The 12,889-nt window shown below is 42.8% G+C and carries 13 protein-coding genes; 6 read left to right on the forward strand and 7 right to left on the reverse strand.

The window, feature by feature from the left end; genetic code table 11:
• The first annotated feature begins 103 nt into the window (after window positions 1–103).
• From WH214_RS03585 to WH214_RS03600, 4 genes are all read left to right on the forward strand, one after another.
• Window positions 104–916: an RsiV family protein gene (locus WH214_RS03585; RefSeq protein ID WP_339422308.1), complete on the forward strand. Its 813-nt coding sequence runs from the start codon at window positions 104–106 to the stop codon at window positions 914–916.
• A gap of 100 nt (window positions 917–1,016) precedes the next feature.
• Entirely contained in the window at window positions 1,017–2,288 is a 1,272-nt protein-coding gene (gene serS, locus WH214_RS03590) for a serine--tRNA ligase (RefSeq protein WP_004695457.1), read from the forward strand.
• Window positions 2,289–2,364: 76 nt separating this feature from the next.
• Complete coding sequence (gene cysG, locus WH214_RS03595; RefSeq protein WP_339422309.1) at window positions 2,365–3,741, forward strand: siroheme synthase CysG; 1,377 nt, start codon at window positions 2,365–2,367, stop codon at window positions 3,739–3,741.
• 32 nt (window positions 3,742–3,773) lie between these two features.
• Window positions 3,774–4,253, forward strand: coding sequence for a tRNA (cytidine(34)-2'-O)-methyltransferase (locus WH214_RS03600; RefSeq protein WP_010327328.1), 480 nt, complete (start codon window positions 3,774–3,776; stop codon window positions 4,251–4,253).
• A gap of 24 nt (window positions 4,254–4,277) precedes the next feature.
• Here WH214_RS03600 and WH214_RS03605 read toward each other — a convergent pair whose 3' ends face one another.
• Window positions 4,278–4,664 (reverse strand): winged helix-turn-helix transcriptional regulator, encoded by a 387-nt coding sequence (locus WH214_RS03605; RefSeq protein WP_004695464.1) that lies wholly within the window; start codon window positions 4,662–4,664, stop codon window positions 4,278–4,280.
• A 115-nt stretch (window positions 4,665–4,779) separates the two neighbouring features.
• Here WH214_RS03605 and WH214_RS03610 point away from each other — a divergent pair, with 115 nt between their 5' ends.
• Window positions 4,780–5,562: an SDR family NAD(P)-dependent oxidoreductase gene (locus WH214_RS03610; protein WP_339422973.1), complete on the forward strand. Its 783-nt coding sequence runs from the start codon at window positions 4,780–4,782 to the stop codon at window positions 5,560–5,562.
• Window positions 5,563–5,657: 95 nt separating this feature from the next.
• On the forward strand, window positions 5,658–6,212 hold the full coding sequence (locus WH214_RS03615) for a flavodoxin family protein (RefSeq protein WP_126037569.1): 555 nt from the start codon (window positions 5,658–5,660) through the stop codon (window positions 6,210–6,212).
• A gap of 83 nt (window positions 6,213–6,295) precedes the next feature.
• Here WH214_RS03615 and WH214_RS03620 read toward each other — a convergent pair whose 3' ends face one another.
• The 6 genes from WH214_RS03620 to rpoD form a co-directional block, all read right to left on the reverse strand.
• Window positions 6,296–7,672, reverse strand: a complete 1,377-nt coding sequence (locus WH214_RS03620; RefSeq protein WP_339992870.1) for an APC family permease — start codon at window positions 7,670–7,672, stop codon at window positions 6,296–6,298.
• A 265-nt stretch (window positions 7,673–7,937) separates the two neighbouring features.
• On the reverse strand, window positions 7,938–9,122 hold the full coding sequence (locus WH214_RS03625) for an iron-containing alcohol dehydrogenase (protein ID WP_339422310.1): 1,185 nt from the start codon (window positions 9,120–9,122) through the stop codon (window positions 7,938–7,940).
• A gap of 1 nt (window position 9,123) precedes the next feature.
• Window positions 9,124–9,603 (reverse strand): hypothetical protein, encoded by a 480-nt coding sequence (locus WH214_RS03630; protein WP_216076700.1) that lies wholly within the window; start codon window positions 9,601–9,603, stop codon window positions 9,124–9,126.
• Window positions 9,604–9,735: 132 nt separating this feature from the next.
• Complete coding sequence (gene lipB / locus WH214_RS03635) at window positions 9,736–10,395, reverse strand: lipoyl(octanoyl) transferase LipB (protein ID WP_005400378.1); 660 nt, start codon at window positions 10,393–10,395, stop codon at window positions 9,736–9,738.
• Between the two features lie 162 nt (window positions 10,396–10,557).
• The gene (locus WH214_RS03640) at window positions 10,558–10,845 is read right to left on the reverse strand and encodes a YbeD family protein (protein ID WP_010327321.1); all 288 of its coding nucleotides are present in this window, start codon (window positions 10,843–10,845) and stop codon (window positions 10,558–10,560) included.
• 122 nt (window positions 10,846–10,967) lie between these two features.
• Complete coding sequence (rpoD, locus tag WH214_RS03645) at window positions 10,968–12,854, reverse strand: RNA polymerase sigma factor RpoD (protein WP_339422311.1); 1,887 nt, start codon at window positions 12,852–12,854, stop codon at window positions 10,968–10,970.
• Window positions 12,855–12,889 lie beyond the last annotated feature (35 nt).

Here is a 12,889-nt window from a genome sequence, read left to right on the forward strand (position 1 = left end):
GGGTGGTTTTTTATTGGATCAAGTTCAGTTACATAACGTGGTGGGAAGTTATGGCTGTGCTTTGTATAGTCTGTGCTATTGAATACTTAACTGCGGGTAAATCATGATATTACTTCATAACAATAAAATTGGATCTGTCTTCGCAATGATGTTGTGCGCGGGATTGCTCAGCGCATGTCAGCCACAAAATGACATTAACGCTGCAAAAAGTGAAGAGACAACTAAACCAGCTCAAGTCGCGCAGACCTTGCCATTGATAGAGGCAAAAGTTCGACCATTAAAATTGGCGCATTCTATTGCTTGTGATGAGGAAGGATGTACCCAATACAAACTGTACAGCTTGGAAACCAATGTCCCATGGATCAATCAATATTTTGATGAGCGGATGAAAAAAGCCAATCCTGTGGCGTTTGAAAGCTCGAAGCAGGCTAAGCCACAGATTGATGAAAACATGCTCAGTGAAACTTTGTCTGATGTCCGTTATGTGGCGCAGCGTGGAAAATATGCTGATTTTGTCTTGATGTATTATCACTACCCAGCGCGTGCCGCACATGGCATGTATCACAATGAATACATCACCTTAGATTTGGCAACGAAAAAACGGGTTGCGCTGAGTGACATTGTGGTGGACAAGACTGAATCGCAATTATTAGATGCATTGTATAGTGCCAATAGCATGTGGCTGTCCGATCATAATATTTCACGCGAGCAATTGAAGCTGACCGACAATTATTATATGAGTGCCAAAGGTGTGGTATTTGTCTATCCCTTATATGAATTAGCATCTTATGCAGAAGGGATGTCTGAATTGGTTTTACCGTATCAACAAGCCAGCGGCTTAATTAAGGCGGAATATTTGCCAAGTTTTGTCGATTATGCAGCTGAACGAGAAAAAGCGAGCAAAGAAAAGCCATGAAAATTGCTGTAATAAGCCACAGCTAGTGATCGCGTGACTGTATTTTTCGGCCTGAAGCGCTTACACTATAGCCAGTTTTTTTCTTTGCAAAAGATTGGCTATGATCGACCCGAAATTACTCAGAAATAATATTGAGGCTGTAAATTTAGCCTTAGCAAAACGTGGTGTACAACTGAATGTTGAAGAATGGGCATCACTAGAAGCTCGCCGTAAAGAGATTCAATCCAAAACTGAATCTCTTCAGGCTGAACGTAATTCGGGTGCAAAACAAGTTGGCCAAATTAAAAAAGCTGGTGGTGATGCATCTGAAATTATGACGCGTATGTCAGCGATTGGTGATGAAATCAAAGCTGCAGAAGTCGCTTTGTCTGAGTTACAAGCTGAACTCGAAGCGAAATCACTCAGCATTCCAAACTTGCCAGATGAGTCTGTTCCTGAAGGAAAAGACGAAAGCGATAACGTGGAAATCCTCACATGGGGTACCCCGCGTACGTTTGACTTCGAAATTAAAGACCACACTGACCTTGGTGAGTGGATGGGTGGTCTTGAGTTTGAAACAGCGACCAAATTGACAGGTTCTCGTTTCAGCGTGCTCAAAGGGCCACTTGCTCGTTTACAACGTGCGATTACACAGTTCATGTTGAATACACATACTTTGGAAAATGGTTATACCGAAGCTTACGTGCCGTATTTAGTCAATGCTGACTCACTCCGTGGTACAGGCCAATTGCCTAAATTTGAAGAAGACTTATTCAAATTACAAGGTGAAAAAGAGTATTACCTCATCCCAACTGCGGAAGTCCCTGTAACCAACTTTGTGCGTGATGAAATCATTGATGCAGACCGTTTACCATTGAAATATGCAGCGCATACCCCATGTTTCCGTAGTGAAGCAGGTTCATATGGGCGTGATACGCGTGGCTTGATTCGTCAACACCAATTCGACAAAGTTGAAATGGTGCAAATTGTTAAACCTGAAGACTCAATGCAAGCACTTGAAGAGCTTACAGGTCATGCTGAAGGGATCTTGAAAGCACTTGGTTTACCGTACCGTAAGATCATTCTTTGTGGTGGTGATATGGGCTTTGGTGCAACTAAAACTTACGATCTTGAAGTTTGGGTACCAAGTCAAAATACTTACCGCGAAATTTCTTCATGTTCAAACATGGGTGACTTCCAAGCGCGTCGTATGAAAGCACGCTACCGTGCAGACCAAAAGAAAACTGAATTTGTGCATACGCTGAATGGTTCAGGTTTGGCTGTGGGCCGTACTTTACTTGCGGTCATGGAAAACTACCAACGTGCTGATGGTTCGATTGAAATTCCGACCGTGCTTCGTCCTTATATGGGCGGCGCTGAGTACATTGACTAATAAAGTCGATGTACTGCACAGTTTTGTGCACAATAATTGCTTTAAGACAGTCAGATAAAACTCATTGAGGTCGTGTGTGGATATTTTTCCAATCTCTTTAAAGTTGCAACAGCAACCTTGTCTGATTGTCGGTGGTGGGCATATTGCTTACCGTAAGGCAGTGTTGTTACATAAAGCAGGAGCGGTGATTCATATCATTGCTCCTGATATTGAAGCAAATTTATTGCAACTGGTTGAAGAAAGCCAAGGGCAATATATCCAAGCGCTATATCCTGCGCAGATTCAACTCAATGACTACCGTTTAGTGATTGCTGCAACAGATGATTATGCGGTGAATACTCAAGTCTTTGATGACTGTGAAGCGCTGAAAATACTGGTCAACAGTGTGGATGATCCACCGCATTGCCGTTTCATGGTTCCTGCGATTGTCGATCGTTCGCCTTTGGTGATTTCAGTGGCCAGCAATGGTACATCCCCCGTCTTATCTCGCCAAATTCGAACCCAGCTTGAAACCAGTATTCCACATGGGATGGGTAAGCTGGCTGAGTTTTCAGGAAAATGGCGTGCAGCGGTGAAAGCGAAGATTTCCAATCCTGACGAGCGCCGTGTTTTTTGGGAAGACTTATATGCAAGTCCCCTGAAAGAACAGGTTTTTCATGACAATCTTGTAGAAGCAGATCGTTTAATCGAGCAAGCGCTGTTGGAGTGGAAAACGCCGAAAGGTGAGGTATATTTGGTTGGTGCAGGTCCAGGTGATCCTGAGTTGCTGACCCTCAAAGCATTGCGTTTGATGCAACAAGCCGATGTGGTGATTTATGATCGTTTGGTTTCCCCCGCGATTATGGAACTCTGCCGCCGCGATGCAACAAAAATTTATGTGGGTAAAGCTCGCTCAAACCATGCTGTACCGCAAGAAGGCATCAATGCTTTGTTGGTAGAATATGCCTCAAAAGGTCAACGTGTTTGCCGTTTAAAAGGCGGTGATCCTTTCATCTTTGGTCGCGGTGGTGAAGAAATTCAAGAGCTTTTTGCCGCGGGTGTGCCATTTCAAGTGGTGCCAGGGATTACTGCCGCGTCGGGTTGTTCGGCTTATGCAGGCATTCCACTGACACATCGCGAATATGCGCAAAGCGTGCGTTTCCTTACGGGACATTTAAAAGAAGGTTCGCCTGAGTTACCGTGGGATGAGTTGGTCTATCAGAATCAAACGCTTGTGCTGTACATGGGCTTGGTTGGTTTAGAAAAAATTTGTGAAAAGTTAATTGAGCATGGGCAGCGCCCAGACATGCCCGTTGCTTTGATCTCGAAAGGTACCACGCCAGAACAAAAAGTGGTGGTCGGGACCTTAGCGGATATCGCATCAAAAGTTGAAGAAAATCATATTCAAGCGCCTACATTGACCATCATTGGTGATGTAGTAAGCTTGCGTGAACAATTACAGTGGCAAGATTAACTTTTGCCATATTGAAAGAGTAGAGAAAAGCTGTGATCCATGTTGTTTTATACGAGCCCGAAATTCCTGCAAACACAGGCAATATCATTCGTTTATGTGCCAATACTGGAGCGCAGCTGCATTTGGTTAAGCCTCTCGGCTTTGAACTGGATGATAAAAAACTTAAACGTGCAGGTTTGGACTACCATGAGTGGGCGCGCATGCAAATTTGGGAAACATTCGATGAGTGTTTAGCAAATTTAGCTGAAAAAGGTGTCGATATAAACGCGATTTATCCTCTAACCACCAAAGGAACGGAAACCCCGCATACTTCGGATTTGAATCGCCCCGTGGCTTTACTCATGGGACCTGAGACGCGTGGTCTGCCTGAACAGGTTCGTATGTTATTTCCAAAAGAGCATTGGATTCGTTTGCCAATGGCTGAAAACTCGCGCAGTTTGAACTTATCCAATGCGACAGCCGTGATTGTGTATGAAGCATGGCGTCAGCAGGGTTTTAAGCCTTTAGCCTAATCAAATTACTGTGACAGAGCCCGCTTAAGCGGGCTCTGTTTTTTCTAGCTTTTGATCGAATCCAGCTCTGGATTTTAAAACTTTAAGCATATTGGCTTCGACCCAATCTTTCATTTGATAGGCATTTTGAGCAAAGTCTTTGCCAATTTCAGTTAACGCATATTCCACTCGAATCACATTGTCTTCATGAATGGTTCGCGTCAAAAAACCATCGCGCTCTAAGATCTTTAATTTTTGTGACAGCACTTTAGGTGAAATACCTAAAACATTTTTCTTAAGCTCATTAAAGTGCTGTGATTCTTGATCCAGCGTATACACAATCAATAAAATCCACTTGTCTGCAAATTTTTCAAAAAAAAGACGAGCAGGACAATCTGGATGAAAAATATTAAATTTCATTGGCTTATTCATTTCTAACCATGCTCCTTTTACATTCTATCTTAATTTGAAACAATCAATCAGACCAGTTACCAAGTGGTAACTAATTGATACTAGGTTTCATAAGTGTATCATGAATACAGACTTAATGCAGCACTGTCATCAGACTACGCTTTCGCAAGATACTGGCAATTGGATGGATCACATGATGAAAGTTTCAGAGGGTGTTGTTTTTATTACGGGTGCGAATCGTGGCTTAGGACTTGCCATCGCTCGGGAGGCACGTCGTCAGGGTGCTAGAAAGATCTATGTGGGTATGCGCCAGATCGGTAACTTTCAGGAAGAGGGGCTTATCCCGATTCAACTGGATGTAAATGATGAAGCATCTATTCAGCAGGCAGCAGAACAGTGCGCAGATACCACAATTCTTGTGAATAACGCGGGCATTGCGCTTTTGAATGAACATCCTGTCGATGCCAATATTATCACGACTACGCAAAAGATTTTGGAAACCAATTTGTTGGGCTTGATGCGAGTGACGCAAATTTTTGCTCCGATCTTGCAAAAGAAACAACAGGCTTATGTGGTCAATATTCTCTCGGATGTATCCTGGGAGCCAAGCACTGTTTTGACCAGTTATGCCATTTCCAAGGCAGCAGCATGGTCATATACCAACTCAAGTCGTCAGTGGTTGTCTCAATCTAATATTCAGGTCATGGGGGTGCATGTGGGTTTTATTGACACCGATCTGACTCGTTCATTACCCATTCCGAAGATTGCGCCGGAAACAGTGGCTCAAGAAATCTTTCAAGGCATCGAGCAAAATGCGTATGAAGTTTTGGTCGGTGAAAAGACCCAGCAGTTGAAGCAGGGCCTAAGCGATGAAGTTGCAAGTTATGTGAAACTTAAGCCCGATCAGGCAAGTGTTTAAGATATTTCATACTGTTTATTTTTAATGGTTTACGTGGCACAGCATCATGATTGACGCAGCGATGCCAATCAACTAATTCAAAAGAGGAAACTAAAATGTCGAATATTTCAGTGGTTTTTTATTCAGGCTATGGACATACCAAAGTGATTGCACAAACTTTTGCGCAAGAAATTGGTGCAAATTTGGTGGAGATTGACCCAAATGGAGACATTCCAGAGCAAGATTGGCTGACACTGGATCAATCTGATGCAATTGTATTTGGTGCACCAACTTATATGGGCACTGCGCCGTGGCAATTTAAAAAGTTTGCCGATGCATCTTCAAAAAAATGGTTTACTCGCGCATGGCAAGATAAAATTTTCGGTGGCTTTACCAATAGCGCAAGCTTAAATGGTGATAAGCAAGTGACCTTAATTCAACTACAAACACTTGCATCGCAGCATGGCGGTATTTGGGTAAGCTTGGGTTTATTGCCTGCCAATAGTAAAGCGGCAACCCGTCAAGATGTAAATAATTTGGGTGGTTCTGTAGGCTTGTTGGTGCAATCACCATCGGATGCAAGTACGGATGAAATCCCAGCCGGGGATCTCGAAACCACAAAAGCCTATGCACAACGTATTGCTAAAATGACTAAACAATTTAAGGGCTAGTTTTTTAGCTCTAGTTTAAAAAAGAAAAAGACGCACTTGGCGTCTTTTTGTTTTTGAATGAAAGATTAGAGCGGATCGTCAAATTAATTATGTTGTGGTGCAGGTTGCTTAAAGCCTTTGGTTTTATAACCTAAGTATAAAATACCAAACATTGCCCACCATAAACCGAATTTCAACGCGGTTTCTTCAATTTCTAGCCACATGGCAAAGATACTGAGGAATCCACACATTGGAATTATCACAAAGCTAAAGATATCTTTAATATTCTTTGTACGGCCATCACGCAGTGCATATCTTGAAATCACCGATAAGTTTACAAAGGTAAATGCAGTTAATGCACCGAAGCTGATCATCGAAATGACGATGTCTAAGTCCATGAAGCCAGCGGTTAATGCTACAGCACCTACAATGAGAATGTTATAAGACGGTGTGAAGCTTTTCGGACTAATATGACCAAAAATCTTCTTGTTAATCACGCCATCGCGGCCCATCACATACATTAAGCGTGAAACGCCTGCATGTGCCGAAATACCCGATGCCATAACAGTTACAATTGCGAAATACAACACCACCGTTTTAAACGCAACGCCACCGACGGCTTGTAAAATGTCAGGCTGTGTTGCAGCAACATCTTCAAAGTAAGTCTTTGGATCGTTCGGGAAGTAAATCTGCATGAAGTAGGTGCTGATAATAAAGATCACACCGGCCAAGAGTGCCGTTAAGAAAATCGCTTTAGGTAGAGTTTTCTCGGTATCTTTTGTTTCTTCTGCCAGCGAGCTGAGCGAGTCAAAACCTGTGAATGAGAAGCACAGTAAAGTTGCACCTGTAATCAGGGCACCCAGTGAAGTAAGCTCATTCCAGAATGGCTCTAAACTCCATAACTGATATTTAGCATTGACCAAAGTACCATCTGCGTTGACGCCACCAGCAAGCAAGCTGTAAACCATCCACGTGAAGTAAGCAATCACACCCAACTGCACAAAAACGATCAAACCATTAAAGTTTGCAACGAAGCGTGCACCACGTAAGTTGACCGCGGTCATAAATGCAGTTAAACCAACCACCCAGACCCAATGGTTTACATCAGGGAATAAGGCTTCAAGGTAAATCACGGCAAGAATGATGTTGACCATTGGAGACAATAAATAGTCTAACCATGATGACCAACCGACCATAAATCCGACATTCGGATGGATGGACTTTTGCGCATAGGTATAGGCTGAACCCGAGGAAGGGTAGCGACGAATCATGTGACCATAACTGATCGACGTGAATAAAATTGCAATTAAAGCAATGATATATGACGTTGGCACATGATAATGACTTTCTTCTGATACTAAACCGAAAGTATCAAATAATGTCATTGGTTGAATATAAGCTAAACCAATAATAATGATGTGCCAGAGACCTAGCGTTTTTTGCAGTTTAGCTGCCGATTGAGTCCCAGAAATATTAGTCAACGGCGTTATCCTCTTAATCGTTGATCAAGGATCAGTCATGTTTAATAAGGATCGTTTGAGACGAACGATCCCCCCTGTGTTTAATTTCAAAAGTGCGCCAATCTACATTAATTTGGCCGCTTTTGTCAGTAACTTTTTCAGATTTTTTAGCAGTTTTTATGCCAATAGGTATAAGGAAAGCATTATTCCTTATGGCAAATAAAAGCCCGATGTTTAAAAAAGCATCAGGCTAAGATTGTCGCTATATTGGCTGATTTTTTATGAATTACCAAGCTTTTTCTAAAATTGCTTTTAAATCTTTTAAGCTGGCTTCTTTCGGGTTGTAAATGATTGAACCATCGTTGAGGGCCTTTTCTGCCACCTCATCGAGTTGTTCTAAGGTCACTTTTCCTGTTTCACTCAAGGTACGGGGTAACTTGGTTAGGGTAAATAAGCGATCACGCATGGTGAGTAATGTGCTGATGGCTTTGTCTGCACGTAAGTGGGCAGGAGTCTGCGCATAAATGTCTGGCCCTGCAAGTGGTAACAGGAGCTCTGCAACCTTGTCTCCATTCACTTCCTTGTTAAATTCAAGGACATAAGGGAGGAACAGGTTCATACATAGTCCATGCGGCAAGTGTGCCACTGCACCTAAGGCATGTCCAAGTGAGTGTACAAGGCCCACCATCGAGTTTGAAAATGCAATGCCAGCCATAGTTGAGGCTTGAGCCAATTCTAAGCGGCCGTTGGCATCGTTTGGATTATCCAGCACATTAAACAAGTAGTTGCTGACTTTCTTAATTGCAGCCGTAGCATAGGCATCTGAAATCGGATTGTGTGCCATGCATGTATAGGCTTCAACGGCATGGGTCATGGCATCCATTGCGGTCATCGCGGTTAAGTGCGGTGGCAGGGTTTGGGTCATACGTGGATCGAGAATCGCAGCATGTGGCATTAAATAGTACGATGCGAATGGCAGTTTGACATTTTTCTCTGGATCAGACACCACCGCAACCATGGTAACTTCAGAACCTGTACCTGACGTGGTGGGGATCACAAAAAAGGGTTTGAGTGGTTTAGGTAGGTTGTGTGCCCCAGAGTATTTGAGTAAGTCATCACCACCTTCAGACACCAAAATATTAGTGGCTTTCGAGGTATCAATCACCGATCCGCCACCGACAGCAATAATCGCATCGCACTGGTGTTCACGATATAAGTTGGCCGCTTTACGTACTGTCTCTAAGCTTGAATCAGGTGGAACATCATCAAAAATTGCGCCAATCACCGCATCGGTAGACTCAAAAGCCGCTTCAATGGGTGCAAGTAAATTGTTGGCACGAACACCTTTGTCGGTAATGATTAAAGGTCGGGTTGCGCCTAATGTTGCCAGTTCAAACGGAATGTGTTCTAAAGCAGCATGACCAGCGATCACTTTTACAGGACAGAAAAATTCGTAATAAGGCTTCGCCATGTTATGCACTCCGTTTTAAATATGATTGGGCTACTTTGAGATAAATATTTGCAGCACCAGTGAGTTTTTCTTTTAAGCCCAATTCAGTTGGGTATTCTTTGACTGCAAGTTCTGCAACCATTTTTGGCAAAATCAAGGATTCCATTTTATTTAGACAGCGGACGAGGCGAATTGCATAGGAAATATCGCCATCTGCAATCATACGGTCATGCGCAAAAGCTTGTGCTGTACTTTCTTGAAATGAAAACACCAAAAAGGCATGACTTAGATGTTTAAAGGTGATGGTTAAATCTGCCTTTAAACTTCCCGGAGTAAGTAATTCGAGTTGATGATTTTCGGTCACTTTGGCTAAAAAAGCCGGGCCGTTTGGAAAAACATTCATCGATAAGGTGAAATTGGCTGGAAATTTGGCAACTTCCTGCTGAATTTCACTATCGACTTGGCTGGCCATGACCAATCCTCGGCCAATCACATCCATCATAAGTTTGACATAGGTCAATTGCAGAGCGGGTTTCACTGAATTTACGTTAATCACTCGCTGTTGTCCTTTCTAAAAATAATTATTAGTTTAGAGTAAATACTCTAATTTATTTTTCCATGAAAAGCAAAGCCTTTATATATGCTGTACTTGAACTTCTTTAAAGTAACCGCTGTGCTGTAAAGTTTCAATAATGTCAGCACATAAGTTTTCAAAACGCGGGTAGTCTGATTTGAGGTCTGAGATACGCACCATTTCTAAGCCTGCATAGCCGCATGGATTAATGGTGTGAAACCCAAATAAGTCACAGTCAATATTTAAGGATAAACCGTGATAACTGCGGCCTTTACGAATTTTAAAACCCAATGAGCCAATCTTGCGTCCATCGACATACACTCCGGGTGCATCAGGTTTGGCATAGGCTTCAATCTCATATTTTTTGAGTAACTCAATCATTAGGTTTTCAGCATAAGACACCAAGGTGCGGACGTTCCAACCAAGTCGGTTGAGGTCAAACATAAAATAGGCAACCAACTGACCAGGACCATGCCAAGTGACTTGCCCTCCGCGATCCGTTTGTACCACGGGAATGTTGCTGCTCATGAGGATGTGTTCAGGTTTTCCAGCTTGACCTTGGGTGAGCACGTCATGATGTTGCAAAATCCAAAGTTCATCTGGTGTGTCTACATCCCGTTGTTCAGTCAGTGCTTTCATTTCTACAAAGCGGTCAGCATATGAAGTTAAATTATCAAACTGGCGAATAATGAGTTGTGGTTTGAGAACGGCATCTGACACGGCACTTGCGTCCTTATAAAACAAAAAGTATGTCTGAAATTATAAAGAAAAGATCTAGAGCGTAGGGGGATTTCTTCAGTGAATAAGCTGAATTCAATAGATCAAAAATTTAAGCACAAAAAAACACGCTCGTAAGCGTGTCTCATTGATACATCATTTGAATTACAGCGCCGTTTTAATTAACGGACAAGCCGCAAGGTCTGCATACAGTTGATGAACTTGTTCTAATTCTTCAAAACGCAATTGGGCAGTTAAAGAATGGTATTTACCTGTGCGTGATGGTTGGACTTGGATCGATTCACCATCAAACTCTGGAAAATGTTTGACTAAAATTTCAACCACTGCAACATGTAACTCAGTGCTGGCAAAGCCAATGAGTTTGATTGGGTAGTCCATAGGAAATACCCAAAGATGTTCTTGTAATTCACGTGATGGTGTACGGTCTAACATAGTCATGAGCGTCAGTCCCCCTTATTTCAAACGCCTGCGAAACTGCAGGCGTTAGGTGTTGCTCTTAAATACTTAATGGAGACTCGTGATTAAATTTCAAGTCTCCATTGTATCGGTATCAATTAGTCGTTTTCTAGGAATGAACGTAAGTGTTCAGAACGAGAAGGGTGACGTAATTTACGCAGTGCTTTCGCTTCAATCTGACGAATACGTTCGCGCGTCACGTCAAACTGTTTACCTACTTCTTCCAAAGTATGGTCCGTTGGCATGTCGATACCAAAACGCATTTTCAAGACTTTCGCTTCACGTTCAGTCAAGTTTTCAAGCACTTCACGCGTTGCTTCTTTTAAGCCTTCAGACGTTGCAGCATCGACAGGTGAGGTGATGTTGCTGTCTTCAATGAAGTCACCCAAATGCGAATCTTCATCATCACCAATCGGTGTTTCCATCGAAATTGGTTCTTTGGCGATTTTCAGCACTTTACGCACTTTAACTTCATCCATTTCCAGACGTTCGCCGAGTTCTTCAGGTGTTGGTTCACGGCCCATTTCTTGAAGAAGTTGACGAGATACACGGTTGATCTTGTTAATGGTTTCGATCATGTGTACTGGAATACGAATGGTACGTGCTTGGTCGGCAATCGAACGAGTAATGGCCTGACGAATCCACCACGTTGCATAAGTTGAGAACTTATAACCACGACGGTATTCAAACTTGTCTACCGCTTTCATCAAACCAATGTTACCTTCTTGGATCAAGTCCAAGAATTGTAAGCCACGGTTGGTGTATTTTTTCGCAATCGAAATTACCAAACGTAAGTTTGCTTCAACCATTTCTTTTTTCGCGCGGCGTGCTTTCGCTTCGCCTACAGCCATACGTTTTGAGATCTCTTTGATGCCTTTAACATCAAGGCCCAAATCTTTTTCAATGTCTGCAATTTTTTGTTGGAACGCTAAAACGTCAGGACGTACTTTTTCAAGATAGCCTTTTTGGTCTGGCGAAGCTTTCGCAATTTGTTCATCTAACCAAGCAAAGTTGGACTCTTGGCCTGGGAAAGAGGTACGGAATTGAGTCCGATCCATACGACCACGACGTACTGCATAGCGCATTACTTCACGTTCAGAGGTACGGATTTGTTCATGTGTACCACGAATCATTTCTGAAATGATGTCAAATAAACGTGGTGTAAATTTGAACATCATAAACACAGTTGCAAGTGACTCTAAAGCGTCTTCTGCTTCTTTGCTTGAACGACCATGTTTCTCGATGATGATTCGGGTGTTTTTCCAAGCCGCAGTCAGTTCGTCAAAACGCGCTTTGGCAATTTCAGGATCTGGGCCAGATTCACCTTCAGAATCATCATCACTTTCAGACTCTTCTTCTTCCTCGTCGTCATCCAATTTCACATCTTTGGTAGACTTGGTTGAAGAATCATCTTCTTCATCAATTTCAGACTCTTCTTCGAGGACTTCGGGAATAGCTTCATCAGTTTCAGGGTCTAAATAACCTGAAAGGATGTCTGCAAGACGACGTTCGCCTGCTTCATAATCTTTGTATTCTTGTAATACCACTTCAACCGCATTTGGCCAGTAAGCAATCGAGTGAAGAACGTCACGAATCCCTTCTTCAATACGTTTTGCAATACTGATTTCGCCTTCGCGCGTCAACAGTTCAACAGTACCCATTTCACGCATATACATGCGGACAGGGTCAGTGGTACGACCAGGCTCATTTTCTACAGAGGCAAGAACAGCAGCAGCTTCTTCTTCAGCAACTTCATCGGCAGCTTCATTACCACCTTCAAACATTGCATCATCAGATTCAGGCGCACGTTCGTGCACAGGAATACCGACGTCTTGAAGCATTTGAATAATGTCTTCAATCTGTTCGCTTTCAGTGATCGAGTCTGGGAGATGATCGTTAACCTCAGCGTAAGTTAGGTAACCTTGCTCTTTGCCTCGGCTAATCAGAGCCGCTACTTGTGAAGTAGGGGAAGTCATATCGCTCATCTTTGCTTACTCTTCGTTGAATCTGTGGCAGTGGA

The organism is Acinetobacter sp. MYb191 (genome assembly GCF_037572605.1).
GTDB lineage: Bacteria > Pseudomonadota > Gammaproteobacteria > Pseudomonadales > Moraxellaceae > Acinetobacter > Acinetobacter johnsonii.